Origin of the sequence: Mesorhizobium sp. M0923 (assembly GCF_040319365.1) — a bacterium.
Taxonomy (GTDB): Bacteria; Pseudomonadota; Alphaproteobacteria; order Rhizobiales; family Rhizobiaceae; genus Mesorhizobium.
The window spans coordinates 44,877-70,271 of sequence record NZ_JAMYNW010000001.1; the positions used below are offsets into that span (position 1 = coordinate 44,877).

Genomic DNA, 25,395 nt, shown 5'->3' on the forward strand with positions numbered 1-25,395 from the left:
ATGGCTGATACCGACCACATCGATCCCAAGGACGAGGAACGCCACCGCGCGAAGATGGCCAAGCGCAAGGCGGTGCAGGACGCCGAGGTTGCAGCCAAGACGGTCGAGAAAGGGCTGTTGATCGTCAACACCGGTCCGGGCAAGGGCAAGACCACGGCCGCCTTCGGGCTGGCGCTCAGAATGCTCGGCTACGGCAAGCGCGTCGGCGTCGTCCAGTTCATCAAAGGCAAATGGCACACCGGCGAGAAGGATGCTTTTGCCTGCTTCGGCGACCGCGTCGTCTGGCACGCCATGGGCGAGGGCTTTACCTGGGAAACGCAGGACCTGAAGCGCGACATCGCGGCGGCCGAGGCCGCCTGGGCCAAGGCGCTCGAGCTGATGGCCGAGCCGTCGATCAGCCTCGTGGTGCTCGACGAACTCAACATCGCGTTGCGCTACGATTATCTCGACCTCGAAAAGGTGGTCGCAGCGCTGAAGGCGCGTCGCGAGGGCCTGCATGTCGTCGTCACCGGCCGCAATGCCAAGCCGGTATTGGTCGAGGCAGCCGATCTGGTCACCGAGATGGGCGTGACCAAGCACCACTTCTCCGCCGGCGTGAAGGCGCAGCAAGGGATAGAGTTCTGAGGGGTTTGGCGATCGGGGAAGGGCGTTTCGGAGCAGGCGGCGCCGGCGAAGCTGCCGATCTCCCCCCTTGTGGGGGAGATGCCCGGCAGGGCAAAGGGGGGCACTGTCCCTCGGCCTGTCAGTCGGAGACAACTACGTCGTCAGACCGTCATTAGCAGGTGAACGGTCAAGAGGCTGGCGATCCTTCGCGCCCCCCTCTGTCCTGCCGGACATCTCCCCCGCGAGGGGGGAGATTGGATGGCGCTTCGGATTTCGCCAACCTCGAACGTCAAAGGCAGGGAATGAGAAGCGCAAAGCTGGGGCGATTATTCTTTGGGCACAGCAATTTTGTTCTTGCTTTGTGCCGGCAGCTATGGTACTAATCTCGCTATGGTGCTAACTGGCTCCAACGACCCGCCGCTTGGCGGGTTTTTTGTTTCCGCTCGATCTCGGGCGCAGGTCACGCCAAGATAACAACCACTGCGATCACCCCGAACAGCGCGATCAGCAGTAAGTCGGCGACCCGGTAAAGTTTCAGCGCCCGTCGGATGTCGGTGCTCTCGATATCGTCGCGGCGGCCGCCTTCGCCCATCAACGCGTCTTCGACCATGACGCCGTCATAGGAACGGGGGCCGGCGAGCGCCAGGCCGAGCGCACCGGCCATCGCTGCTTCCGGCCAGCCGGCATTGGGCGAGCGGTGTTTTTTCGCATCGCGCCGCACAGCATGCCAGGCGGCTTTGGCATCGGCGCCCTTGACCAGGAAAGCGGCAAGCACGATCAGCAGCGCCGTCAGCCGTGATGCCGGCAGGTTGATCCAATCGTCGAAGCGCGCCGCCGCCCAGCCGAAGGCCTCGTGGCGCGGGGTGCGGTGGCCGATCATCGAATCGGCGGTGTTGGCGGCCTTGTAGGCGACGCCGCCGGCGAGCCCGCCAACGCCGATCCAGAACGCCGGCGCGACGACGCCGTCGGAGAAGTTCTCGGCCAGGCTTTCGATCGCGGCGCGGCAGACAGCGGCCCTGTCGAGCTTTTCCGGGTCGCGGCCGACGATCCGCGAGACGGCAATGCGGCCCATGTCCAGTCCGCCGCTGTCGAGGGCGTCGGCCACCGCTTCGACATGCTCGGCCAGGCTCTTCTGCGACAGCAGCGACGTCGCCAGGATTGCGATGACCAACAAGCCGAGGGGAATGCTCCAAAGCATGGCTTCGATCCAGAAGGCGAGGGCGGCCGGCACCAGCACGATGACCAGCAGCGCGAAGACGCCCCAGCGGCGACGGTGGGCGTCGGAATCAGTGGCGCGGTTGAGCCTGCCGTCGAGAAAGGATATCAGCCTGCCGAACCAGGTGACGGGATGGCCAATGGCATCGAAGAGCTGGGCCGGGTAGCCGAGTACAAGTTCGATGGCCAGCGACAGGAAAGTGATCAGGATCGACATGAAGTCTCTTGATGGAGTGACGGCGGCAGTGGACCACGGCGGAAGCCTTGGCCGGGCGAGGGCGCTTTTCCCTCACGCGCCGCTGCCTTTCGTCGACCTCTCGACCGGGATCAATCCGCACTCCTACCCGCTTTTCGATTTGCCCGCCACCGCCCTGTCGCGATTGCCGGAAGCAGCGCGTGCCCGCGAATTGGCCGAAGTCGCGGCAAGCGCCTATGGCGCTCCATCGGCGGCGAATGTCGCAGCGGCGCCCGGCACGCAGATCCTGTTGCCGCGCGTCGCTTCGCTGGTCAGCCCGGGCAGGGCGCTGGTGCTCGGGCCGACTTATGCCGAGCATCGGCGGGCAGCGGCGATCGCCGGCCATGCGGCGGCTGAAGTCGATGATTTCGAAGCCTTGGCGGCGGCCGACCTTGCCGTCGTCGTCAATCCCAACAACCCGGACGGGCGCGTCGTCGAGCGCGAAAGATTGCTTCGACTTGCCGCAAAATTGCGCGCCAGAGGCGGGCTGCTGGTCGTCGACGAGGCCTTCATGGATGTCGGCCCACGCAGCGAAAGTCTCGCTGGCGACGTCGACCAGGGCGGCATCGTCGTGCTGCGCTCGTTCGGCAAGTTCTTCGGCCTGGCCGGCCTGCGGCTTGGCTTTGCATTGACCGAGGCGCTGACGGTCGAGCGGCTGCAGGCGCAATTCGGGCCATGGGCGATTTCCGGGCCGGCGCTCGAATATGGCATAAGGGCGCTTGCCGATACCGGCTGGCAGGCCGGGATGCGGCGCCGATTGGCCGAGGATGCCGCACGGCTCGATGCGCTGTTCGGCCGGTTCGGCGTGCCTGTCGCCGCTGGCACCGCGCTGTTCCGCTATATCAGGCTGGCGAACGCCGCCCGCCTGTTTTCGGTGCTCGGCCAGCGCGGCATCCTGCTTCGGCATTTCGCCGACCGGCCGGATGTGTTGCGCGCCGGCCTGCCGGGAGCCGACGAAGAATGGCGGCGGCTCGAATCAGCGCTTGCCGGCTGGGCCTCGCGGCGCGACGATGATGCCAAGGGAGAAACGATCCAATGATCCATGTCTGCTCGCTGTCCAAAGTCGAGGAAACGGTGACGAAGACCGGGGCCGGGCGGCTGCTTTCGCTGCTCGCTGCCGGCACGGAGGTGATGCGGCCGGCCTCGATCACCAGGGAAAACCATCTGCACCTGGTCATGCACGACATTGCGGTAGCGCAGGAGGGCATGACCATGCCGGGCGAGGAGCATGTCTTGAACCTGCTCGATTTCGCCCGCCAATGGGATCGCTCGCGGCCGCTGGTGGTGCATTGCTATGCCGGCATCAGCCGGTCGACCGCCTCGGCCTACATTATCGCGGCAGCGCTGGCGCCGAAGCGCGACGAAGCCGAACTGGCCAAGACGCTGCGCGCGCTGTCGCCCACGGCGACACCCAATCCGCGGCTGATCGCAATTGCCGACGCACTGCTCGAGCGCGACGGCCGCATGAGCCGCGCCATCGAGGCGATCGGGCGCGGCGCCGAAGCGTTTGAGGGCACGCCGTTTGCGCTGAGGATCGAGGGCTAGTTACGCCAGCCAATCCGCCAGCTTTGCCTTGCGCACGTCCTTCAGCAAGCTGATGAAGCCGTCGGCTTGATGCTCGGCGGTGAGCCGGCCTTTTTCGGCGGTTGCAATGCTGGCGTCGCCGACCACGCCATTCGGGTTGAGGTCGCTGGCGATCCAGGCGAAGGCGTGCGTTCCGGTGTGGCGCAGCAGCGAAAATTCCTTTTCGGCGCGCGCAACCTTGGAGACGAAATTATCGGCCTTGGCCATGTCGACGAGGTCGGGCCGGAAGTGCAGCATCAGCGAGGTCTCGACGTCGCCGCCATGAATGCCGTGGCGGTCTTCGAGGTCGGTGTACATGCCGGCCGGCCGGCCAAACCGTTGCCAGCTGGTCTTTACCGCCAGCATCTTTGCCCGCACGCGCAATTCGCGGGTGACGATGCCCATGATCTCCTCATTGCCGCCATGCGAGTTGACGACAATCAGTTTTCGGACGCCGGCGCGTGCGACCGACAGGCCAAGTTCGGTCCACGCCTCGACCAGGGTCGTCGCCGGCAGAGTGAGGGTGCCGGGCGCATGCAAATGCTCGTTCGACTTGCCCACCGCCTGAACCGGCAGGATGCGGATGTCGAGATCGCCGGGCAGGCGCGCGATCACCGTTTCCAGCATGCCGTTCATGATCGAGGTGTCGGTCGAAACCGGCAGATGGGGCCCGTGCTGCTCGATCGCCGCCAGTGGCAGAACGGCAATGGTCGCCTCAGGATCGACGGTCGCGTATTCGGTGGTCCGGTAGTCACCCCACCATACGCGTTTTTTTGTTCCGGCCATTTTTTACCTCGAAGAGACTGGATGCGCGCTTGATGAGGGGCGGCACCAACCTTTGTCGTGTAACTTGAGATCATCGGCCTGTCGATTCCAGCCGCTGGCCAGCGCTCCTCAACCCGACGCGATGACCTCGATCTCGACCTTAAACTCCGGCCGGGCAAAGCCGGACACGATCATCAGCGTCGAGGCCGGCGCCGGACTGGCGAACAGCCGGTCGCGAACCTCCATATAGGGCCGCAGGAAGGCGCGGTCGGTGACGTAGGCGTTGATGCGGACGATGTCGGACAGGCCGAGCCCGGCCTCGCCGAGAATCGCCGCTATGTTCTGGAAACAGAGCTCGGCCTGTGCGCCGGCCTCCTCGGGGATCTGGTCGTCCGCTGTGATCGCGACCTGGCCCGAACACAGCACCAGCCGCTTGCCGGGCGGCAGCTCGACGCCATGGCTGTAGCGGGCGAAGGGCGGCTTGATCGACTTCGGCGTGAGAAATTTGAACATGGCAATCTCCGTTCACGGCAGCGTAAAGCTGGATGTAGGCGGGCATCAAGATGGCGGTGCATGTCACGAGGGCGATTGTGGACAGGCGATCAAAAAATAGGCACGATGCCTTCCGTACAGCATGACCCGTCCGGCCTTCGCGCCGCCATTGCACAGGCGGGCATTGCACAAGCGGGCGGTCCCGACGCAACGCGCCGGTGGCATGTGTCTTGCTTCTTGAAACAATGGTGTCGAGCCCGGCGCGTGATGCGCCGGAGCGAACAAAGGGTGGTGTGGATGTACGGAAGACTCAAGATTTCGGCGGGCGTGATCGTGCTGCTTGGCGCAGGTACGCTTGCCGCGGCAGCGAACGAAAAAGTCACCTTCGGCACCAACTGGCTGGCCGAGCCGGAACATGGCGGTTACTACCAAGCCGTGGTGGATGGTACCTATGCCGCATGCGGCATCGACGTGACGATCATGCAGGGCGGCCCACAGGTCAGCGGCCGGCCGCTGCTGCTCGCAGGTAAGATCGATTTCTACATGGGCGGCAATCTGCTGTCGGCCTTCGATGCCGTGCAGCAAGGCATACCGATGCGCGTCGTGGCCGCCGACTTCCAGAAGGACCCGCAGGTCATCATGTCCCATCCCGGCCAGGGGCTGGACAAATGGGAAGACCTGAAGAACGCCGACCAGTACATCCTCGGCGACGAAGGTGCGCAGACCTTCTTCCAGTGGATGGTCACCGACCTCGGCTTCGATGCCGCAAAACGCGTGCCCTACACTTTCAACCCGGCTCCGTTCATCGCCAACAAGAAGTCGATCCAGCAGGGCTACGTCACCTCGGAGCCATTCGCCGTCCAGAAGCAGGGCGGTTTCACGCCGAACCAGTTCCTGCTGGCCGACTATGGCTGGGACACATATGCAACGACGGTCGAAACCATGCAGGAGACGGTCGACAAGCGGCCCGAGGTGGTCCAGTGCTTCGTCGATGGCTCGGCCAAGGGCTGGTACAATTATCTCTACGGCGACAACAAGGCCGCCAACGAGATGATCAAGAAGGAAAATCCGGACATGACGGATGAGCAGATCGCCTTCTCGATCGAGCAGCTGAAGAAGTTCGGCGTGGTCGATTCCGGCGACAGCGAAAAGCTCGGCATCGGCGCCATGACCGATGCGCGCATCCAGAGTTTTTACGACAAGATGGTCAAGGCCAAGGTAACGCCGGCGGGCATCGACATCAAGAAGGCCTACACGCTGGCCTTCGTCAACAAGAGCGTCGGGCTCGACCTGAAGAAGTAGGCCGTGAAGCTGGAGAAAGTGGCGCAACAGCCAGGAAGCGTATCGGGGCCGACGCTGTTGGCGCTGCGTGGCGTCGGCAAGGTGTTTTCCAACGGCGTCACCGCGCTCAGCAATGTCGAGCTGACGATCCGGGAAGGCGATTTCCTCAGCCTGCTCGGACCGTCGGGCTGCGGCAAATCGACGGCGCTGCGGCTGATTGCCGGCCTGTCGACGCCGACTTCGGGCGTGCTCGACTGGCGCGGCAGCGGTGCCCTCGATCGTTCGAATATCGGCGGCCGCTCGAATATCGGCTTCGTCTTCCAGGAGCCGACGCTGCTGCCCTGGGCCGACGTCTTCGACAATGTCTGGCTGCCGCTGCGGCTGAAGGGCGTGTCGCGGGCCAAGGCGGCGCCGGCGGTGATGGAGATGCTGGCGCGGGTTCACCTGACCGGCTTCGAGAATGCCGTGCCGCGCGAATTGTCGGGCGGCATGAAGATGCGCGTCTCGATTGCCCGGGCCATGGTGACCAAGCCGCGGATTCTGTTGATGGACGAGCCGTTCGCAGCACTCGACGAGATCACCCGCTTCAAGCTCAACAACGATCTGCTGGAGCTGTGGCAGGATGAACGTTTCACCGTCGTTTTCGTCACCCACAGCGTCTTCGAAAGCGTTTTCCTCTCCAACCGCGTCGTCGTCATGGCGGCGCGGCCGGGCCGGGTGTTCGCCGAGCTTGCCGTCGATGCGCCCTATCCGCGCGACGAGGCGTTTCGCACCTCGCCTGACTATGCCGCGCTCTGCCGCCAGGCATCCGACGTGCTGATCGGCGCCATCAACTCAACTGCCGGACCGCATCATGACGGCCATTGAAGAACAAGTGCTGGCGCTCGACCCGGAGGAGGCGCGTCGCGTCCGCCAGGAGCGCTTCGAGCGCATCGGCAGATGGCTGCTGCCGCTGGCGATCATGATCCTGGCGATCTGGCTGTGGGACCGCGTCTGCGTCTGGAACGACATCCCGAAATATATCCTGCCGCGTCCCGGCGTGGTGCTGCAGACGCTGCACGACGATGCCGGGCTGCTGTTCTCCTCGCTGCTGGTGACACTCAGGATCACCTTCTTGAGCCTGCTTCTCGCCGTCATCGGCGGCGTCGGGCTGGCAGTGCTGTTCGCGCAGTCGAAATGGGTGGAGATGTCGTTCTTTCCCTTCGCCATCGTGCTGCAGGTGACGCCGATCGTCGCGATCTTTCCGCTGATCAATATCTATGTCGACAACCAGACGACAAAGCTTTTGCTTTGCGCCTGGATCGTCGCCTTCTTCCCGATCCTCTCCAACACCACGCTCGGCCTCAATTCCGTCGACCGCAATCTGCGCGATTTGTTCAAGCTCAACGGCGCCACCCGCTGGCAGCAATTGCGCTATCTGCGGCTGCCGGCGGCGATGCCTTATTTCCTCGGCGGGCTGAAGATCGCCGGCGGCCTGTCGCTGATCGGTGCGGTGGTGGCCGAGTTCGTCGCCGGCGCCACCGGCCAGTCGTCCGGCCTCGCCTCGCGCATAATCGAGGCCGGCTACCGGCTCAACGCGCCGAGGCTGTTCGCGGCGCTGATCCTGATCTCGCTCACCGGCATCCTGATCTTCCTGGTGCTGTCGCTGATTTCGCATCTCATTTTGCGGCGCTGGCACGAGAGCGCGCTGAGGCAGGAGCGGTGATGGTGGACAGCGCCGCCTTGATACCAGCTTCTGGTTCCTACCATCTCGCCAAGGTTCGGCTTCATGCCTCACTGACGCCGGGCTTTTCTGGAGCCTTCGATACCGACGGGTTTGGGCTCGCGGATATCGCCATCGCCGATGGCAAGATCTCCGGGATTACGGCGCATCGATCCAACGCACAGGCAGGCGCCATCGACCTTGGCGGCCGGATCGTCTTGCCCTGCTTCGTCGACTGCCACACGCATATCGACAAGGGCCATATCTGGCCTCGAAAGCCGAACCCGGACGGCACCTTCATGGGCGCGCTGAACGCAACGGGCGCCGACCGCGCGGCGCACTGGAGCGCCGACGACGTTGCCCGCCGCATGGATTTTTCGCTGCGCTCTGCCTATGCGCATGGCACCAAGGCGCTGCGTACGCATCTCGACAGCGTTGCGCCGCAGGAAGAGATCTCCTGGCCGGTGTTCGAGACGATGCGGGAGAAATGGCGCGGCCGCATCGAGCTGCAGGCGGCCTGCCTGCTCGGCATCGAAGGCGTGCGCGACAGGAAATGGTTCGAGAGGCTGGCCAAGCGGGTGGCTGCCGCCAAGGGCGTGCTCGGCGTCGTCACCTATATGGTGCCGGACCTCGAGGAACTGCTTGACCAGGTGTTTGCGCAGGCGATCAAGCATGGCCTCGACCTCGATTTCCATGCCGACGAGACCGACGATGTCTCGGCGATCTCGCTCAAGAAGATTGCCGAAGCCGCCCTCTGGAACGGTTTTGACGGGAACATCCTGGTCGGCCATTGCTGCTCGCTGGCGCGCCAGCCCGATCTCGAGGTGCTCGACACGCTGGACAAGGTCGCCAAGGCCGGCCTGGCGGTGGTGTCGCTGCCAATGTGCAATCTCTATTTGCAGGACCGGCGCGGCGATAACACCACGCCGCGCTGGCGCGGGGTGACGCTGCTGCACGAGATGAAGGCGCGCGGCATCGCCGTCGCCGTCGCCTCCGACAATACGCGCGACCCGTTCTACGCCTATGGCGATCTCGATATGCTGGAGGTCTATCGCATGGCGACGCGCATCCTGCATCTCGACCATCCCGTCGCTGACTGGCCGCAAGCGGTAACAGCGACGCCGGCCAAGGTGATGCGGCTCGATGGTTTCGGCACGCTTGCCGCCGGAGGGCCGGCCGATTTCGTCGTCTTCAAGGGGCGAAGCTGGACGGAATTGCTGTCACGGCCCGAATCGGATCGCATCGTGGTGCGCGACGGCCAGGCGATCGAACGCCAGCTGCCCGATTATGCCGAACTCGATGATCTGATGGTGGAATGATGGATATTGCGGCGCTCAAGCGCGACCTGGACGGCCTCAAGGTCGACGACCATCCGGCGATCGTCCAGCAGAAGAGCCGCGACTTCTACTGGTACAGCCCGGTGCTGAAGCAGCAGCTCGAGCATGTCACCGGCGACCTGATCGTGACGCCGAAAACGGAAGATGAGGTCGTCCGCGTGCTCGCCGCCTGCCACCGGCATGGCGTGCCGGTGACGCCGCGCGGCAGCGGCACCGGCAATTACGGGCAGGCGATGCCTCTGTCCGGCGGCGTCGTGCTCAATCTCGCCGAGATGAACGCGATCAAGGCGATCGCGCCCGGTCGTGTCGTCACCGGTCCCGGCGCCGTGCTCGCCGACATCGACAAGGCGACTCGGGCGCATTCCGGCCAGGAGCTCCGCATGTCGCCGTCGACCTACAACACGGCATCGATCGGCGGCTTCGTCGCCGGCGGCTCCGGCGGTATTGGCTCGATCCGCTGGGGCGGCTTGCGCGACCTCGGCAACGTCATCCGGCTGAGGACCGTGACGATGGAGGCACAGCCCCGCGTCATGGAGCTCACCGGCGAGGACGTGCTGAAAGTGATGCACGCCTACGGCACCAACGGCATCATCACCGAAGTCGAGATGCCGCTAACCGCCAGTTATGACTGGATCGACGTCATCGTCGGCTTCGACGATTTCATGGATGCGGCCGGCTTCGGCAACGATCTCGCCATCCAGGACGGCATCCTGGCGAAGCTGATCACGCCGATAGCAGCACCCATCCCCTACGATTACTTCAAGCGCCACCAGCGGTTTTTCCGGCGCGGCCAAAGCATCGTCGTCCTGATGATCGCGCCGCATGCGATGGATGCCTTCCTCGCCTTCACTGCGCGCAGTAAGGGCGAGATCGTCTTTCGCGCCGATAAGGAGGCCGATCTCAAGGGGCTGCCGCCGGCCTATGAGCTGACCTGGAACCACACCACGCTGCGCGCCATCCGGGTCGACCCGACGATCACCTATCTGCAGACCCGCTACCCGTCGCCGGACCACCTCGGCCACGTCAAGGCAATGGTCGAACGCTTCGGCGACGAGGTGCCGGCGCATCTCGAATTCATCCGCTTCGACGGCGCCATCGGCATCGCAGGGCTGCCGCTAGTGCGCTTCACCACGGCGGAGCGGCTGGACGAGATCATTCGCATCCACGAGGACAATGGCTGCTGGATCTTCAACCCGCACCGCTACACGCTGGAAGAGGGCGGCATGAAGCGCACCGACGAGGTGCAGCTCGCCTTCAAGCGCGAGACCGACCCGCAGGGGCTGCTCAATCCGGGCAAGATGATCGCCTGGGAAAATCCGGACTATGATTATCGCTCAGGCAAGTCGTTCCTGTTCAAGGGGCTGGAGAAGACGGGTTGAGGAGAGGTTTGCGCTTGAACACCCCCCTCTGGCCTGCCGGCCATCTCCCCCTCAAGGGGGGAGATCGGCTGTCGGTATCGCTTTCGCCAGTTGACGACGTTGGAAGATGGTCGAGACGATGGAACCGCCAATCTCCCCCCTTGAGGGGGAGATGCCCGGTAGGGCAGAGGGGGGTGCCTCGCGCCGACCTGCGAGGACTTGGGTGAACATCCTCGTCCTCTACGCTCATCCGGTCGAGACCAGCTTCAATGCCGGTCTGCACCGGACCATCGTCGAGCGGCTGAAGGCCGCCGGCCATGCCGTCGACGATTGCGATCTCTATGCCGAGGGGTTCGATCCCAGGCTGACGCGGGCCGAACGGCTCTCCTATCACGACGCGCGCAGTGACGGCGATCCTGCAGCGGCTTACGTCGAGCGCTTGCTGCGGGCCGAGGCGCTGGTGCTATCGTTTCCGGTGTGGAACTTCGGCTATCCGGCCATTCTGAAAGGCTTTTTCGATCGCGTCTTCCTGCCCGGCGTGTCGTTCAAATTGGTTGACGGCAAGGTGCAGCCGTCGCTGCACAACATTCGCAAGGTCGCCGCGGTCGCCACCTATGGCGGCAGTCGGTTCCGAGCCATGCTGATGGGCGACCCGCCGCGCAAGCTGGTCAAGCGGGTGCTGCGTGCGACCATCAAGCCTGGCGGGTCGGTTTCCTACCTCGCGCAGTACTCGATGAACCTATCGACCGACGAGAGGCGGACGAGATTCGTGGCGAAGGTCGCGGCCGAGATGGATGCGTTCTGAGCTACATCCGCACTCGCTCGGCCTTCGGATCGTACATCGGCTTGAGCGAGGCCTCGGCGGCAAAGCGCTCGCCGGCGATCTCGATCTCGTAGGACGACGACAGCACATCCGCCTCGCTCTCACCCTTGCAAGGCACGTAGCCAAGCCCGATTGCGCCGCCGAGATGATGGCCGTAATTGCCCGAGGTGATCGGACCGACGATCTTGCCGTCGCGCAGGATCGCCTCGTTGTGGAAGAGCAGCGGCTCGGGGTCGTTCAGGCGGAACTGCACCAGCCGGCGTGACAGGCCGGTTTCTTTCTTCTTCAGCACCGCATCGCGGCCGAGGAAATAGCTCTTGGCCGTCTTCACGGCGAAGCCAAGGCCGGCCTCCAGCACATTGTCTTCGTCGGTGATGTCGTGGCCGAAATGCCGGAACGCCTTTTCGATGCGGCAGGAGTCCAGCGTGTGCAGGCCGCATAGCTTCAGACCGACATCGGCGCCGGCCTCTTCTATCGCCTCGAAGACGTGGGCGGCCTGATCGGTCGAGACATAAAGCTCCCAGCCGAGCTCGCCGACATAGGTGACGCGGTGGGCGCGGGCCAGGCCCATGCCGATCTCGATCTCCTGAAACGTCCCGAACGGATTGTTGTCATTGGAGAAATCATTCGGGCTGACCTTTTGGATCAGCTTCCTCGAATCCGGGCCCATCAGGCAAAGCACCGCTTCGGCAGCGGTCACATCGGTAATGACGACGAACTCGTCGGCAAGATGTTTTTTCAGCCAGGCCAGATCGCGCTGCAGCGTGGCGCCCGGCACGACGAGGAAGAAGGCTGTTTCGGACAATCGCGAGACGGTCAGATCGCTCTCGATACCGCCGCGCTGGTTGAGCATCTGGGTGTAGACGATCTTGCCCGGCGCCACGTCCATGTCGTTGGCGCAGAGCCTTTGCAGGAAGGCGCAGGCGTCGCGGCCTTCGACGCGGATCTTGCCGAACGAGGTCATGTCGAACAGGCCGACGCCGTTCCGGACCGCCAGATGCTCCTCGCGCTGGTTGTCGAACCAGTTCTGCCGTTTCCACGAATAGCGGTATTCGCGCTCCTGGCCGGGCCTAGCGAACCAGTTGGCGCGCTCCCAGCCGGCGACCTCGCCGAACACCGCGCCGCGCGTCTTCAGGTGCTCGTGCAGCGGCGAACGCCTCACGTTCCGCGAGGTTGCCATCTGCCGGTAAGGAAAATGATCGGCGTAGAGCAGGCCGAGCGTTTCGGAGACGCGCTCCTTGAGATAGCGGCGGTTCTTCTGGAACGGCTGGGCGCGGCGGATGTCGACCTCCCAGAGATCGAACGGCGCCTCGCCGTCATTGATCCATTGCGCCAGCGCCATGCCGGCGCCGCCGGAGGAGACGATGCCGATCGAATTGTAGCCGGTCGCCATCCAGTAGCCGGAAAGCTCCGGCGCCTCGCCGAGATAATAACGGTCGTCGGGGGTAAAACTCTCTGGGCCGTTGAAGAAGGTGTGGATGCCGGCGGTGGCCAGCATCGGCATGCGGTTGACGCCCATTTCGAGGATCGGCTCGAAATGGTCCATGTCCTGCGGCAACTGGTCGAAGCAGAACTCCTCGCTTATGCCGTTCATGCCCCACGGCTTGGCCACCGGCTCGAAAGCGCCGAGCATCATCTTGCCGGCATCTTCCTTGTAGTAGGCGCATTCGTCCGGCACGCGCAGCACCGGCAGGCGGGAGAGCCCCGGGATCGGCTCGGTGACGAGATAGAAATGCTCGCAGGCGTGCAGCGGGATGGTGACGCCGTTCTGGGCGCCAAGTTCGCGTGCCCACATGCCGGCGCAGTTGACGACGATATCGGCTTCGATCGTGCCTTGCTCGTCGCCTTGCGCCCAGGAGACGCCGGTGACGCGGCCGGCCCTGGTATGAACCTTGGTGACCTTCACGTTCTCCAGGATGGTCGCACCGCGCTGACGTGCGCCCTTGGCCAAGGCCATGGCGATGTTGGCCGGATCGCACTGGCCGTCGAGCGGCAGATGCACGGCGCCGACAACATCCGAAACATTGAGATGCGGGTACATCTCCTTGACTTCACCTGGCGAAATCTCGCGCACGTCGACATCGAAGGCGCGGGCGAGAGACGCCTGCCGATAGATCTCGTGCTTGCGCTCCTCGGTAAGCGCCACCGTGATCGAGCCAACCTGGCGCATGCCGGTGCCGACATCGGTCTCGGCCTCGAGCTTGACGTAGAGATCGGCCGAATACTTCGCCAGCCGGGTCATGTTCTGCGAGCCGCGCAGCTGGCCGATCAGGCCGGCAGCGTGCCATGTCGTGCCCGATGTCAGCTGCTTGCGCTCGAGCAGAACGATGTCGGTCCAGCCGAGCTTGGCCAGATGATAGGCGACCGAGCAGCCGGAGACGCCGCCACCGATGATGACCGCCCTTGCTTTGGGAGGAATGGCCTTGGTCGGTATGGTTTTGGCGGGCGGCGAGTTCATGCGGCTTCGCGGCGGTAGCTGGAGGCGAAGCGGCGCAGGCGCGTGGCAGCCTCCATCAGCACCGGCTCAGGCTGGCAGAGGCTGAAGCGGATGTGGCCGGCTGCAGCTTCGCCGAAGCTCGAGCCGGGCATGACGCCGACCTTCTCCTGGTCGAGGAACGCCCAGGCGAATTTCTCATCGTCCGGCTCGATCGCCGATATGTCGAGCATCACGTACATGCCGCCCTCGGAGCCGCGCACGGTGATGTTGTTCATGCCGCGCATGGCATCGAGAACGACGGCGCGCCTTGCGGCATAGCGCTCGGCGATCTCCTTGACGCCGTAGCCGTTTTCGAGCGCCTCGGCGCAGGCGAGGCTGATGAAGGCCGGCAGGCCGTAGGTCATCACCAGATTGAGGTCGGTCAGCAGCGAGACCATTGGTTCGGGCCCGGTCAGCCAGCCCATGCGCCAGCCGGTCATGCCGTGGCTCTTGGACATCGAATTGATGACCAGCGTACGTTCGGCCATGCCGGGCAGCGAGCGTGGTGAGACGTGCTCGCCGCCACCCAGCGTCCAGTAGACCTCGTCCGACAGCAGCCATAGGTCATGCTCGCGGCAGATCTGCGCCAGCTCTTCCAGGCGCTCGCGCAAATAGACGGCACCGGTCGGGTTGTTCGGCGTGTTGATCAGAATGGCGCGGGTGTTCGGCCGTAGGGCGGCGCGGATCTCGGCGGCGCGCGGCTGAAAGCCATCCTCGGCGGGTGTCTCGACGACGCTGAACGCGGCGCCCGCCGCGCTGAAGGTATTGGGATAGGTGGCGTAATAGGGCGCGACGACGATGGCATGGTCGCCCTGGTCGAGAACAGCTTGAATAGCTGCGTAAAGCGCGGCCTGCCCGCCCGGCGTGGCGATGACCTGGTCGGGGCTGGTCGCAACACCGGTGCAGAGCGTCGAGGCCGCCGCCATCGCCTTGCGCAGCCGCGGAACGCCGGCAAGTGGGGTGTAGTGGTGATTGCTGGCGCGGACCGCCGTCACGCAGGCTTCGATCGTCTCGCTCGGCGTGTCGAAATCATGGTCGCCGACCGACAGCATGATGATGTCCTCGCCGGCCTGCTTGCGCGCCCAGGCAGCGGAATGAACCTCCCAGCCATCCTTGCCCGAAGGCACGATGCCGGAAATGCGCGATGATGGCCTGGGCATTATGCTACTCCCGAAATTTCGTAGCCGGCCTGTTCGAGCCGGTCGCGCAAGGCGGCGATGTGGGCCGGTCCGACTTCGCAGCAGCCGCCGACGATGCCGGCGCCGGCCTCGACCCAGCCGATCGCCTGGCCGGCATAGGCGTCCGGATCGAGGTCGTGGCGGGCGTGCAGCACTTCGACGGTGCCGCCATGCTTGAGCGCCTCGACCGAGGTGAAGCCATTGGCATAGGCGCCGACCGCACCGCCGAGAGCGATCAGTCCGGGCAGCGCTGCAGCGATTGCTTCGGGCCGACAGCAATTGATCAGCCGGGCCGCGACGGGTAGGCCGTCAAGAGCGCCCGACGCCGCCGCAATGGCTTCGCCGCTGCGCAGGCGCGGCATGCCGTGATCCGCGAGCGTCCACGACACCCAGACAGGCTTGCCGCTTTCCGATGCCGCGGTGACGGCGGCGCGCGCCTCTTCGGCCGACGCCATGGTTTCGCACAGAAACAGATCGACGCCGTCCGCCTGCTCGGCAACTATACGGCGATAGATGTCGAGCGTATCCTGGAAGGATATCGTCAGCGCCGGCGCATAGCTGCCGAACAGCGGCGACAGGCAGCCGGCGATCGCCGCGTCGCCGGTCTGGTCGCGTGCTTGCCTTGCCAGTTCGATGCTGCGCTTCTGCAAAGGCTTGAACAGCTCTTCCGCGCCCTCGCGCGCCAGCCGCTCCGGCGTTGCGGAATAAGTGTTGATGGTGATGACGCGGGCTCCGGCGCGGATGAATTCCGCATGCAGGTCGCGCACCAGATCCGGTTCGTCGATCAGCACCCTGGCCGACCAGAGCGGCGTCGGCTCGGAGCTGCTGCGGCGGACCAGCTCCTGGCCCATGCCGCCATCGGTGAGGATGACTTTCTTCATGCTTTGAGCCTCTCGTTCTTCGGATCCCATAACGGCTCATCCTTCTGCACGATCGCCCGAAAACGTTCGCCGAAGATATCGACCTCGACCGCGGTTCCCGGCTCGGTGAGGTCGGCGCGCAGCATGCCGAGCGCGATCGACTTGTCGATGCGATGACCCCAGCCGCCGGATGTCGTCTCGCCGACGATCCGGCCGTCATGCCAAAGCGTCGACATGTAAGGTGTGTCGCAGTCGCCGGGATTTTCGACGACCAGCGTGACGAAGCGTTTCTTGACGCCTTGCTGCTTTTCGCTCTGCAACGCCGCCTTACCGCGGAAGTCGGGCTTGTCCCATCTGACGAAGCGCTCCAGCCCGCCCTGCAGGATCGAGTAGTCGGTCGACAGATCGCCCTTCCACGTACGGTAGCCTTTTTCGAGCCGCAGCGAATCCAGCGCGTACATGCCGAATGGTTTCAGGCCGTGCCTCTGGCCGGCCGCCCAGACAGCGTCGAAGATGACTGCGGTATCGTCGACCTTGCTGTGGATTTCCCAGCCGAGCTCGCCAGCGAAGGATACGCGCACCAGCTTGGCCCAGCGCCCGGCGATCGATGTTTCCTGATGCGTCAGCCAGGGCAGGGTGAGGTCGGCCGCGCAGAGTTCGGCGAGGATGTTTCGCGAGTTGGGTCCGGCGAGGATCTGGGTCGAATACTCTTCTGTCCGGTCAGTCAACTTGAACGTCGCGTCCTTCGGCATGCGCGATTTCAGCCATTCGAAATCGTGCCACTGCGCCACCGCGGCGGTGATCAGCGTCATGTGATCTTCGTCGTGACGCACCACCGACATCTCGGTGACGACGCGGCCCTTGTCGTCGGCAAAGTAGACGAGGCCGATGCGGCCGGGTTTCGGCACCAGGCCTATCACCTGGAGGCTCAGCCATTCGGCGGCACCCGGACCGTCTAGATTGAACCGGGAAAATCCCGGCAGGTCCAGAATGCCGGCGGCATCGCGGACGGCGAGGCATTCCTCGCGCACACGATGCTGCCAGGGGCCGTCACGGCGGAAGGTCAGCGTGGATTGTTCGGAGATGTCGTCGCCTGGCTTCGCATACCAGGTGGCGCGTTCCCAGCCATTATAGGCGTCGAACTGGGCGCCGAGCGCCTTGATGCGGCCGTGGAGCGGCGACAGCTTGCGGTCGCGCCCAGCCGGCCAGGCGTGGCGCGGGAATTGGATGGCATACTCGTTGCCGTAGATCTCCATGCCCTTGGCGACGCAGTAATCCGGCGCCGACGCAAAGGCGGTGAAACGGCGTGGATCGCAGGACCACATGTCCCATTCGGTCTGGCCCTCGGTCACCCACTCGGCCAGCACTTTGCCGGCGCCGCCGCCCTGGGCGATGCCGAAGGTGAAGACGCAGGCCTCGAAGGCGTTGGGCACGCCAGGCATCGGGCCGATCAGCGGGTTGCCGTCCGGCGCATAGGGGATCGGCCCGTTGATGACCTTGGACAGCCCGGCGGTGCCGAGGATCGGCACGCGGGCGACGGCATCGGCCAGGTAATGTTCCAGCCGGTCGAGGTCGTCGGGAAACAGCTGGAACGAAAAGTCGTCCGGCATCGGGTCGTTGTGGCCGACCCAATGGGCGCGGCAATTGCGCTCATAGGGGCCGAGGTTCATGCCGTTCTTTTCCTGGCGCAGATAATAGGACGTATCGACGTCGCGCAGCAGCGGCAGCTTCTTGCCTTGTTCCTTCGACCACGCCGCCAGTTCGGGGATTTCCTCAAACAGGATGTATTGATGGCTCATCACCATCATCGGCACCTCGCGGCCGAACATCCTGCCGACTTCGGCGGCGCGGTAGCCGGCGGCGTTGACGACAATCTCGCAGCGAATCTCGCCTTGCGGCGTCTCGACCACCCACTCGTCGTTCTCGCGGCGCACGCCGGTGACCGGGCAGAAGCGGATGATCTTCGCACCCATGTCGCGCGCGCCCTTGGCCAGCGCCTGGGTCAATTGCGCCGGGTCGATGTCGCCGTCGCTCGGATCGTAGAGCGCGCCCTTCAGCTCATGCGTTTCGATGAAGGGGTAGCGGCGCTTGATCTCGTCGGGGCCGACGACATTGATGTCCATGCCCTGATAGCGGCCCATGCCCTTGGCGCGCTGGAATTCCTGCATACGCTCGATCGTATGGGCGAGCCTGAGCGAGCCGGTGACATGATAGTTCATGGGATAGCCGACCTCGTCGGCCAACCGGCGATAGAGCTCGGTCGAATAGCGCTGCATGTTCATCAGCGACCATGACGAGGAGAACGTCGGCACGTTGCCGGCGGCATGCCAGGTCGAGCCGGAAGTCAGCTCGTTCTTCTCCAGAAGCACGCAGTCGGTCCAGCCCGCCTTGGCGAGATGATAGAGCGAGGAGGCGCCGACGGCACCGCCTCCGATGATCACCACGCGTGCCGTGGTCGGCAAACTGGCCATGTTCTTCTCCAGATCAATAGACGGGCGGCGAAACCACCCAGATCACCACAGCCGGTTCCGCTCCAGGATTGCGCCAGCGGAACGGCTTGCCGTCAAAGCGGAAGGAGTCGCCTGCTCCAAGCCGGTGCCAGACGCCGGCAATTTCGATGTCGAAGCTGCCGGACGCGACGTAGCCGGCTTCCTCGGTCGGCCGGCGGGCCTCGGTCTTCAGCTCGGCACCGGGGGCGAAGACCGAACGCAGCATCTCGAAGCTACCGCCGAGATCCGGCGACAGAAGCTCCTCCACCAGGCCGGAATCGCTTGTGCCAAGGGTGCGCCGGTTGCCGGCGCGCACGACCACGCCGCGTTCGGTCTCGACAGGCACGTCATGGCTGAAGAACAGGCTGACCGGCACGCCGAACAATTCGGCGAAGGCCCTGAGATCGCCGAGCGACGGGATCGACAGGCCGCGCTCGACCTGACTGAGCCAGCCGACGGAACGGCCGAGCTTCAGCCCGATTTCGGCAAGCGTCAGGCCGCGCGCCTTGCGCAACGCGCGAATGTCGCCGGCCAGCAGCCGTTCGCCGTTATCTTGTTCCGGTGTTGCGGCGGTTGAGGGCAAAGCCATCCCTGTCTCGATGAAAAATTCCCAGCAAATTTCATGTGACCGCAGGTCTGTGAAAAAATCAAGATGATTTTCATGAACCCACAAGATTTACTTGCGCCATTTTGACGGTTCAGGCAAAGGCTCGGCACACGAGCGGCGAGTGGGGCGTCCGGTCGAGGCGGATAGGGCGTCGAGCGTTCATAGAAACTCGCAAGGATGCTCCATCACTTCTAGTCGGCGCATGATCCTTTCCGGAAAAGCCGGGTTCCAGGATTATGCGCAAAGGGACGGCCCATGCTGGAAAACAACTCCCGGATTGCGGCGGCGATCGTCGATGACGCGATCACCTCGCGCCGGTCCGTACGCGCCTTCTTGCCTGACATGGTCGATGACGACACCATCCGCGATATTCTCGCCGTTGCCGCGCGCGCGCCTTCAGGCACCAACATGCAACCCTGGAAGGTCTATGTGACCAAGGGCGAGGTCAAGCAGCGCATCACCGACGCCATTCTCAGTTCGGGCATCCGCGCCGAAAAGGCGGAGTGGGACGAGTACCGCTACTATCCTGACCAGTTCTTCGAACCCTATCTGACGCGACGGCGGGCCAACGGCTTCGGCCTCTACGGCGTGCTCGGCATCGGCCGGCGCGAGGTCGACAGGATGCGTGCGCAACACGACCGCAATTTCGTCTTCTTCGATGCGCCGGTCGGCTTGATCTTCACCGTCGACCGGCGGCTGAACAAGGGGTCGTGGATCGACTACGGCATGTTCCTGCAGAACATCATGGTCGCGGCGCGGGGCAGGGGCCTACACACCTGCCCGCAGGCCGCCTTCGCGCCCTATCACCGGCAGATCAGGCCCGTGCTCGACATTCCCGACGAGGAGATCGTCGTGTGCGGCATGGCGCTCGGCCACGAGGATACGTCCAAGCCTGAAAATGCCTTCCGCACCGATCGCGCGCCGCTGGAAGAGTGGGTGACGTTCGCCGAGTAAGGTGACGACGCGCCGTCTAGCTACTGCACTTCGTAGCCGACTTCCTCGCTGGCGTGGCAGAGTGCCTTCCAGAACGAGCGTGCGAACGAGCGGAACACATAGATGTCGAACTGATCGGCACCGGTGCGCTGGATCTGGGCGAAGACGTCGTGATGCATGGTTGAGCGGCCGGCGCCGATCGGGAAGGCCGGCAGCGCGAAGTCGATGGCGAAGAATTTTGCCAGGACCCACTCGGCCTTTGGCCCGGCGATACGGATCGCGGTGCGGCCGTGCGAAAGGTCGGTCACCGTACCGATGGACGGAGTGACGACGTCGGCAAAGGCCGATGCCAATCCCTCGGCCTCATCGACCATTGTGAACTTTCCCGGCGCAAAGCCGAACACCGACCTGACGCCGTCCGTGACACCGCCGCCGGCGCCGTCGGGCAAAGCCAGGCCGGTAACAGTGCGGATGCCGGCCATCAACGCCTTCTCCTGGCCGGGCCAGGCGGCGAGCTGCAGGATCGAACCCGGCCTGGTTTCGGAGAGGATGATTTCGACACCGTGCTCGAAATTGCCATGCGAGCCTGGATGCAGCACCGGCTCAAGCGGTGATTGGCGCTCAACCATGCATGCGGCTCCCGTCCGGATCGAAGAAATGGTTGGAGACGATCTCGACCGGCCCGAACCGGTTGCGCAACGGGTCGGAGACATAAGCGCGCGTGCCGCGCCGCGCCTTGCCGCCCTTGACCAAGGCAAGCGCTATATATTTGCCGAGCGCCGGCGAATAGCAGCAAGCGGTGATGTGACCGAGCGAGCCGTGCGGATTGGCTTCGTCAAGCTCCTCGACGATGTGTGCGCCGCCGTTTAGCGGCTGGTTGTCGAGCGAAACAATACCGACGAGTTCCAGGCGGTCGGGCGCGATCAGCCCCTCGCGATCCATCATCGCCGAACCGATAAACGGCTTCTTCTTCGACAGCATCCAGTCGAGATGCAGGTCGCGCCCCGTGGTACGACCGTCGATCTCGGCGCCGGTGACGTGGCCCTTCTCGATGCGCAGGGTGCCCAGCGCCTCCAGTCCGTAGGTCACCAGCCCGAACGGCTTGCCGGCTTCGATCAGCGCCTCCCAGACATGGGTGCCGTAACCGGCGCCGGAATAGACCTCGAAGGCCATTTCGCCGGAGAAGGACAGCCGGCAGATCATCACCGGCACGCCGGCGATTTCGCCGTGGACGATGCCCATGAAGGGCAGGGCGGCATTGTCGACAGCGGTGCCGCTGACGCAAGCAGCCAATATCTGCCTGGCGTTCGGCCCGCCGATGGCGGCACCGGCCCATTGGTCGGTGACCGAGGTGACGTGGACCTTCAGCTCCGGCCAGATCACGTCGAGAAAATACTCCAGATGCTGCATTACCTTGCCGGCATTGGCGGTGGTGGTGGTCATCAGGAAATCCTGCTCGCCAAGCCGCCAGGTGGTGCCGTCGTCGAAGGCGAGGCCGTCCTCGCGCAGCATTAGCCCATAACGCGCCTTGCCGACGGCCAGCGTCGAAAACATGTTGGTGTAGACGCGGTCGAGGAATTCCGCCGCGTCCGGGCCTTGCACCGCGATCTTGCCCAGTGTCGAGACGTCGACAATGCCGGCGCTCTCGCGCGTGGCTCTCGCCTCGCGCACATAGGCCTGCTCGATCGTTTCACCGGGATGGCCGTAGATCATCGGCCGGTACCAGAGGCCGGCCGAATACATGGTGGCGCCGTTGGCGACGTGCCAGTCATGCATCGGCGTCAGCCGCTCGGGCTTCAGATCGCCGAAGCGTTCGGCGGCAAGCGAGCCGATCGACACCGCCGAAAAAGGCGGACGAAAGCGCGTCGTGCCGACCTGCGGGATCGGCTTGCCCAGCGCCTCGGCCATGATGGCGAGGCCTGGTATGTTGGAACTCTTGCCCTGGTCGGTCGCCATGCCGAGCGTGGTGTAGCGCTTCAGATGCTCGACCGAGACGAAGCCTTCGCGATGCGCCAGCCGCACGTCGTCGGCCGTCACGTCATGCTGGAAGTCGACGAAGCTTTTTCCTGCGGCCTTGATCTCGAACACCGGTGCCGGATCGGGATCGCCAGGTGCTGCCCCGACGGCAGGCAAGGCCGCCGGCGTGGCTGTTGCGCCCGCAGCGGAAAGGCCGGCGGCGCGACCTTCGGCGATCGCCTCGGCGGTGGAGAAACTGCCGGTGAAGGCGCCGGCGCCGATCCATTGCCGTGTTGTCGGTTTCGGCGGCAGGAACGCTTGTAACGCTTCGTTCCATTCCGCTTTGGCTCCGGCCTGGCTGGCCAGATGGATGGTCGGCGACCAGCCGCCCGACATCAGCAGGCAATCGGCGTGGATGCTGCGCGCATCGCCGGAAAGCGCACCACTGGCCATGTCGAAGCGCTGCACCTTGAAGCCGGAAAGCGCCTTGCCGCCCTCGGTGGCTATCACCGCGTGGCCAGAAAAGATCTCGGCTTCGGTCTCGCCGGCCAGCTTGCGCATTTCGCTCGAAAGCTCCGGGCGCGCGTCGACGATGGCGACGACCGCGGCACCGGCCTTCTTCAACGCCAGTGCTGCGCGATAGGCGCTGTCATTGTTGGTGAACAGCGCGACCCTGTGACCCGGCAGCACGCCATATTCATTGGCATAGCGCTCGGCCGCATGCGCCAGCATCACGCCTGGCCGATCATTGCCAGGAAAGACCAAGGGACGCTCCAGGGAGCCGGTGGCCAGCACCACCGATTTGGCGCGGATGGTCCAGTAGCGATGGCGCGGCTCGCCTTTGTCCGGCGTTTCCTTATGGTCGGTGACGCGTTCGATCGCGGCAAGCGTGTTGCCGTCGTAATAGCCCCAGACGGTGGTGCGCGGCAGCAGGCGAACATTGTCATGGCCTTCAAGCTGGCCGGCGGCGCGCGCCGCCCAATCGGCGGCCGGCATGCCATCGATCGTCTCGCCCGACCAATTGGCCGAGCCGCCGAAATGCGGCTCGAGCTCGGCCAGGATGACGCGTGCACCCTGATCGGCGGCCGCCCTGGCGGCCATCAGCCCGGCCGGGCCGGAACCGACTACCAGCACGTCGCAAAACGCGTTCATGCGTTCGTAGCGCGCCGTATCGGGAGCCGTGCCTGCCTTGCCCAGGCCGGCGGCACGGCGGATGAAATGCTCGCAGAACATCCAGAAGCGCGTGCCCTTCAGCGGACCGACCACGGGTCCCATGAAGGTCTTGTAGTAGAAGCCGGCCGACAATAGCTTGCCGCCGAGCTGGTTGATGGCATTGACGTCCCAGGCAAGCGAGGGGAAGCGGTTCTGGCTCATTGCGGCCAGCCCGTCATAGATCTCGACCATGGTGGCGGGAATGTTCGGCTCGCGAACCTCGCCCCTCAACACAGTCACGAGCGCGTTTGGCTCCTCGACGCCGGCAGTCAGCACGCCGCGCGGGCGGTGATATTTGAACGAACGCCCAAACAGGGTGACGCCGTTGGCCAGCAGCGCCGAAGCCAGCGTGTGGCCGGCATGGCCGGTATAAGGCGCGCCGTCGAAGGTGAAGCGGATGGTCCGCAGCCGGTCGATGCGGCCGCCGGTCTCGGTACGGCGCGGGCTCATGACTTGTCCTCGGCCCTGTGCCGCGCAACCGAGTTGTGGTCGCCGCGCGCGAAGGCAGTGCTGGAGATCTCGTGCGTCAGCGTGTTGCGCACCACCCTGAGATGGGCGCGGCAGCCGCCGGAATGCTGCCAGATCTCATTGTGGTCGCCGGCGGGGTTCAGCCGGTCGTAGACATAAGCGTTCCAGGCGTCGAGGTTTTGCGACGCGGGCTGTGGGCGCTGGCGATTGCCGTCGCCCTGATAGGTGAATTCGATAACGTCGCGCGGGCCGCAATAGGGGCAGGTGATGAGCATGGATCTCTTAAACTTCTCGTTTGACCATGATCTTGTCCGAAAACCGGTTTCCACTTTTCGCTGACGCGGACCTGCGGTTCGGGATCATGGCCTAATGCAGCCGGGGCGTGGCGCCCTGGCCCTTGTCGTCGATCACCATGCCACGGTAAAAGCGGTCGAGCGTGAAGGCCGCGTTGAGATCGTGCGGCTCGTCCTTGGCAATGGTCCAGGCAAAGCACCAGCCGGAAGCCGGCGTCGCCTTGAAGCCGCCATAGCACCAGCCGCAGTTGAGATACATGCCCGGCAGCGGACCGGTGGTGATGATTGGCGAGCCGTCCATCGACATGTCGCAGACGCCGCCCCATGAGCGCAGCATGCGGACGCGGGCGAGCCCCGGGAACAGCGCCAGCATCTCGCTCATCACCTCATCGACGATCGGCAGGCTGCCGCGCTGGGCGTAGCTGTTGTAGCCGTCGAGGTCGCCGCCATAGACAAGGCCGCCCTTGTCCGATTGCGACATATAGAAATGGCCCATGCCGAAGGTCAGGACCGTATCGATAAACGGTTTCAGCGATTCCGTAACGAAGGCCTGCAGCACGTGGCTCTCGATCGGCATTGTCTCGATGCCGGCAAGCCGCATGACCCGCCCGGTGCTGCCGGCCACCGCGACCGCTACCTTTTTAGCGCGGATTTCGCCGCGGGTCGTCGTGACGCCGGTGATGCGGTCGCCGTCGCGCAGGAAGCCGGTGACCTCGCAGTTTTCGACGATGTCGACGCCGCGGCGATCTGCGCCACGCGCATATCCCCAGGCGACCGCATCGTGGCGGGCGGTGCCGGCGCGTCGCTGCATCAGGCCGCCGACGATCGGGAAACGCGCCGTGGCGGAGACGTCCAGCGCCGGCACCAGGCGGGCGATCTCCGCCGTGGTCATCAGTTCCGCGTCGACGCCGAGATGGCGCATGGCGTTGCCGCGCCGGGCATAGTCGTCGAGCTGAGCAGGTGTGTGGGCGAGGTTCAGGCAGCCGCGCTGCGAGAACATGACGTTATAGTTGAGGTCATGCGACAGGTTCTCCCACAGCTTCATCGAATGTTCGTAGAAGCGCGTGTTGGCGGGCAGCAGGTAGTTGGAGCGGACGGCCGTCGTGTTGCGGCCGACATTGCCGGAACCGAGCCAGCCCTTCTCCAGCACCGCGACATTGGTGATGCCGTGCTCCTTGGCGAGATAGTAAGCGGTCGACAGGCCATGGCCGCCGCCGCCGATGACGATGACATCGTAGGACGCCTTCGGGTCGGGCTTGCGCCAGGCCGGCCTCCAGTCCTTGTTTCCGGTCAGCGCGTTCTTGAGAAGCGAAAAGGCCGAATATTCCGCCATTCTTATTGTCATCCATTTCAGGCTTGGCGGCAGACTATAGAGCAGGCGGCCAACGCAAAGCCAAGATTGCGCCATCGCTTTTCGACTCCCCGACTTCGATTGGATATGGCCGACTTCGAAAGCGGGCCGTCAGGGACGGCTTGCCCCCAGATATGTCGGTCTTTATCAAGAGCGGGCCTTTAGAACGCCTTATCGCCCGTGAGTCGCCAGACAATC

At 64.5% G+C, this 25,395-nt stretch carries 22 protein-coding genes; 10 read left to right on the top strand and 12 right to left on the bottom strand.

Annotated features, from left to right (window positions below; genetic code table 11):
• Window positions 1–624 carry a cob(I)yrinic acid a,c-diamide adenosyltransferase gene (gene cobO, locus NKH89_RS00230; RefSeq protein WP_352483070.1) on the top strand — a complete coding sequence of 208 codons (624 nt, stop codon included), beginning with the start codon at window positions 1–3 and terminating at the stop codon, window positions 622–624.
• 439 nt (window positions 625–1,063) lie between these two features.
• On the opposite strand, the gene cbiB is transcribed toward cobO, so the two are convergent.
• Window positions 1,064–2,035 (bottom strand): adenosylcobinamide-phosphate synthase CbiB, encoded by a 972-nt coding sequence (gene cbiB, locus NKH89_RS00235; RefSeq protein ID WP_352495935.1) that lies wholly within the window; start codon window positions 2,033–2,035, stop codon window positions 1,064–1,066.
• On the opposite strand from cbiB, the gene cobD reads away from it, so the two are divergent.
• Together cobD and NKH89_RS00245 are read left to right on the top strand one after the other, a co-directional pair.
• Window positions 2,034–3,092 carry a threonine-phosphate decarboxylase CobD gene (gene cobD / locus NKH89_RS00240; protein ID WP_352484504.1) on the top strand — a complete coding sequence of 353 codons (1,059 nt, stop codon included), beginning with the start codon at window positions 2,034–2,036 and terminating at the stop codon, window positions 3,090–3,092. The two genes, cbiB and cobD, sit on opposite strands and share 2 nt — an antisense overlap.
• The gene (locus NKH89_RS00245; RefSeq protein WP_023719902.1) at window positions 3,089–3,598 is read left to right on the top strand and encodes a tyrosine phosphatase family protein; all 510 of its coding nucleotides are present in this window, start codon (window positions 3,089–3,091) and stop codon (window positions 3,596–3,598) included. The genes cobD and NKH89_RS00245 overlap by 4 nt, the downstream gene beginning before the upstream one ends.
• Here the strand turns inward: NKH89_RS00245 and NKH89_RS00250 are convergent, their stop codons facing one another.
• Window positions 3,599–4,402, bottom strand: a complete 804-nt coding sequence (locus NKH89_RS00250) for a creatininase family protein (protein WP_023719903.1) — start codon at window positions 4,400–4,402, stop codon at window positions 3,599–3,601. It abuts the gene before it with no gap.
• 108 nt (window positions 4,403–4,510) lie between these two features.
• A complete protein-coding gene (locus tag NKH89_RS00255; protein ID WP_352484505.1) occupies window positions 4,511–4,894 on the bottom strand; it encodes a RidA family protein in 384 nt (127 codons plus the stop codon).
• Between the two features lie 276 nt (window positions 4,895–5,170).
• Between NKH89_RS00255 and NKH89_RS00260 the strand changes: the two genes are divergently transcribed.
• The 6 genes from NKH89_RS00260 to NKH89_RS00285 all read left to right on the top strand — a co-directional run bounded on the left by NKH89_RS00260 (window position 5,171) and on the right by NKH89_RS00285 (window position 11,356).
• Entirely contained in the window at window positions 5,171–6,175 is a 1,005-nt protein-coding gene (locus NKH89_RS00260; RefSeq protein ID WP_023719905.1) for an ABC transporter substrate-binding protein, read from the top strand.
• A gap of 3 nt (window positions 6,176–6,178) precedes the next feature.
• A complete protein-coding gene (locus NKH89_RS00265) occupies window positions 6,179–7,021 on the top strand; it encodes an ABC transporter ATP-binding protein (protein WP_352908291.1) in 843 nt (280 codons plus the stop codon).
• Window positions 7,008–7,859: an ABC transporter permease gene (locus NKH89_RS00270; protein WP_352495936.1), complete on the top strand. Its 852-nt coding sequence runs from the start codon at window positions 7,008–7,010 to the stop codon at window positions 7,857–7,859. The genes NKH89_RS00265 and NKH89_RS00270 overlap by 14 nt, the downstream gene beginning before the upstream one ends.
• A 17-nt stretch (window positions 7,860–7,876) precedes the next feature.
• A complete protein-coding gene (locus tag NKH89_RS00275) occupies window positions 7,877–9,175 on the top strand; it encodes a cytosine deaminase (RefSeq protein ID WP_352495954.1) in 1,299 nt (432 codons plus the stop codon).
• Window positions 9,175–10,572, top strand: a complete 1,398-nt coding sequence (locus tag NKH89_RS00280; protein WP_352495955.1) for an FAD-binding oxidoreductase — start codon at window positions 9,175–9,177, stop codon at window positions 10,570–10,572. The genes NKH89_RS00275 and NKH89_RS00280 overlap by 1 nt, the downstream gene beginning before the upstream one ends.
• Before the next feature lie 202 nt (window positions 10,573–10,774).
• Window positions 10,775–11,356, top strand: coding sequence for an NAD(P)H-dependent oxidoreductase (locus tag NKH89_RS00285; protein ID WP_352495937.1), 582 nt, complete (start codon window positions 10,775–10,777; stop codon window positions 11,354–11,356).
• 1 nt (window position 11,357) lies between these two features.
• Here the strand turns inward: NKH89_RS00285 and NKH89_RS00290 are convergent, their stop codons facing one another.
• The 5 genes from NKH89_RS00290 to NKH89_RS00310 are packed head-to-tail and all read right to left on the bottom strand — an operon-like array spanning window position 11,358 to window position 18,966.
• Window positions 11,358–13,832 carry a GcvT family protein gene (locus NKH89_RS00290; protein WP_352640492.1) on the bottom strand — a complete coding sequence of 825 codons (2,475 nt, stop codon included), beginning with the start codon at window positions 13,830–13,832 and terminating at the stop codon, window positions 11,358–11,360.
• Window positions 13,829–15,010: a pyridoxal phosphate-dependent aminotransferase gene (locus NKH89_RS00295; RefSeq protein WP_023719911.1), complete on the bottom strand. Its 1,182-nt coding sequence runs from the start codon at window positions 15,008–15,010 to the stop codon at window positions 13,829–13,831. The genes NKH89_RS00290 and NKH89_RS00295 overlap by 4 nt, the downstream gene beginning before the upstream one ends.
• Window positions 15,010–15,909 carry a homocysteine S-methyltransferase family protein gene (locus NKH89_RS00300; protein WP_352590136.1) on the bottom strand — a complete coding sequence of 300 codons (900 nt, stop codon included), beginning with the start codon at window positions 15,907–15,909 and terminating at the stop codon, window positions 15,010–15,012. The genes NKH89_RS00295 and NKH89_RS00300 overlap by 1 nt, the downstream gene beginning before the upstream one ends.
• Window positions 15,906–18,359, bottom strand: coding sequence for a GcvT family protein (locus tag NKH89_RS00305; protein ID WP_352908292.1), 2,454 nt, complete (start codon window positions 18,357–18,359; stop codon window positions 15,906–15,908). Before NKH89_RS00305 ends, NKH89_RS00300 begins: the two co-directional genes overlap by 4 nt.
• Window positions 18,360–18,372: 13 nt before the next feature.
• Window positions 18,373–18,966 (bottom strand): helix-turn-helix domain-containing protein, encoded by a 594-nt coding sequence (locus NKH89_RS00310; protein WP_352908293.1) that lies wholly within the window; start codon window positions 18,964–18,966, stop codon window positions 18,373–18,375.
• Between the two features lie 273 nt (window positions 18,967–19,239).
• Here NKH89_RS00310 and NKH89_RS00315 point away from each other — a divergent pair, with 273 nt between their 5' ends.
• Window positions 19,240–19,938 (top strand): nitroreductase, encoded by a 699-nt coding sequence (locus tag NKH89_RS00315; RefSeq protein WP_023719914.1) that lies wholly within the window; start codon window positions 19,240–19,242, stop codon window positions 19,936–19,938.
• A 20-nt stretch (window positions 19,939–19,958) separates the two neighbouring features.
• On the opposite strand, the gene NKH89_RS00320 is transcribed toward NKH89_RS00315, so the two are convergent.
• The 4 genes from NKH89_RS00320 to NKH89_RS00335 form a co-directional block, all read right to left on the bottom strand.
• The gene (locus NKH89_RS00320) at window positions 19,959–20,546 is read right to left on the bottom strand and encodes a sarcosine oxidase subunit gamma (protein ID WP_023719915.1); all 588 of its coding nucleotides are present in this window, start codon (window positions 20,544–20,546) and stop codon (window positions 19,959–19,961) included.
• Window positions 20,539–23,535, bottom strand: coding sequence for a sarcosine oxidase subunit alpha (locus tag NKH89_RS00325; RefSeq protein ID WP_352908294.1), 2,997 nt, complete (start codon window positions 23,533–23,535; stop codon window positions 20,539–20,541). The genes NKH89_RS00320 and NKH89_RS00325 overlap by 8 nt, the downstream gene beginning before the upstream one ends.
• Window positions 23,532–23,828, bottom strand: a complete 297-nt coding sequence (locus NKH89_RS00330; protein WP_023719917.1) for a sarcosine oxidase subunit delta — start codon at window positions 23,826–23,828, stop codon at window positions 23,532–23,534. The genes NKH89_RS00325 and NKH89_RS00330 overlap by 4 nt, the downstream gene beginning before the upstream one ends.
• Before the next feature lie 91 nt (window positions 23,829–23,919).
• Window positions 23,920–25,179: a sarcosine oxidase subunit beta gene (locus NKH89_RS00335; protein WP_023719918.1), complete on the bottom strand. Its 1,260-nt coding sequence runs from the start codon at window positions 25,177–25,179 to the stop codon at window positions 23,920–23,922.
• Window positions 25,180–25,395: the final 216 nt, after the last annotated feature.

Excerpts from the sequence above, each read along its gene's own strand:
- cobO (WP_352483070.1), top strand. The coding sequence starts at position 1 with ATGGCTGATACCGACCACATCGATCCCAAGGACGAGGAACGCCACCGC.
- cobD (WP_352484504.1), top strand. The coding sequence starts at position 2,034 with ATGAAGTCTCTTGATGGAGTGACGGCGGCAGTGGACCACGGCGGAAGC.
- cbiB (WP_352495935.1), bottom strand. The coding sequence starts at position 2,035 with ATGTCGATCCTGATCACTTTCCTGTCGCTGGCCATCGAACTTGTACTC.
- NKH89_RS00245 (WP_023719902.1), top strand. The coding sequence starts at position 3,089 with ATGATCCATGTCTGCTCGCTGTCCAAAGTCGAGGAAACGGTGACGAAG.
- NKH89_RS00250 (WP_023719903.1), bottom strand. The coding sequence starts at position 4,402 with ATGGCCGGAACAAAAAAACGCGTATGGTGGGGTGACTACCGGACCACC.
- NKH89_RS00255 (WP_352484505.1), bottom strand. The coding sequence starts at position 4,894 with ATGTTCAAATTTCTCACGCCGAAGTCGATCAAGCCGCCCTTCGCCCGC.
- NKH89_RS00260 (WP_023719905.1), top strand. The coding sequence starts at position 5,171 with ATGTACGGAAGACTCAAGATTTCGGCGGGCGTGATCGTGCTGCTTGGC.
- NKH89_RS00270 (WP_352495936.1), top strand. The coding sequence starts at position 7,008 with ATGACGGCCATTGAAGAACAAGTGCTGGCGCTCGACCCGGAGGAGGCG.
- NKH89_RS00280 (WP_352495955.1), top strand. The coding sequence starts at position 9,175 with ATGGATATTGCGGCGCTCAAGCGCGACCTGGACGGCCTCAAGGTCGAC.
- NKH89_RS00290 (WP_352640492.1), bottom strand. The coding sequence starts at position 13,832 with ATGAACTCGCCGCCCGCCAAAACCATACCGACCAAGGCCATTCCTCCC.
- NKH89_RS00295 (WP_023719911.1), bottom strand. The coding sequence starts at position 15,010 with ATGCCCAGGCCATCATCGCGCATTTCCGGCATCGTGCCTTCGGGCAAG.
- NKH89_RS00300 (WP_352590136.1), bottom strand. The coding sequence starts at position 15,909 with ATGAAGAAAGTCATCCTCACCGATGGCGGCATGGGCCAGGAGCTGGTC.
- NKH89_RS00305 (WP_352908292.1), bottom strand. The coding sequence starts at position 18,359 with ATGGCCAGTTTGCCGACCACGGCACGCGTGGTGATCATCGGAGGCGGT.
- NKH89_RS00310 (WP_352908293.1), bottom strand. The coding sequence starts at position 18,966 with ATGGCTTTGCCCTCAACCGCCGCAACACCGGAACAAGATAACGGCGAA.
- NKH89_RS00315 (WP_023719914.1), top strand. The coding sequence starts at position 19,240 with ATGCTGGAAAACAACTCCCGGATTGCGGCGGCGATCGTCGATGACGCG.
- NKH89_RS00320 (WP_023719915.1), bottom strand. The coding sequence starts at position 20,546 with ATGGTTGAGCGCCAATCACCGCTTGAGCCGGTGCTGCATCCAGGCTCG.
- NKH89_RS00325 (WP_352908294.1), bottom strand. The coding sequence starts at position 23,535 with ATGAGCCCGCGCCGTACCGAGACCGGCGGCCGCATCGACCGGCTGCGG.
- NKH89_RS00330 (WP_023719917.1), bottom strand. The coding sequence starts at position 23,828 with ATGCTCATCACCTGCCCCTATTGCGGCCCGCGCGACGTTATCGAATTC.
- NKH89_RS00335 (WP_023719918.1), bottom strand. The coding sequence starts at position 25,179 with ATGGCGGAATATTCGGCCTTTTCGCTTCTCAAGAACGCGCTGACCGGA.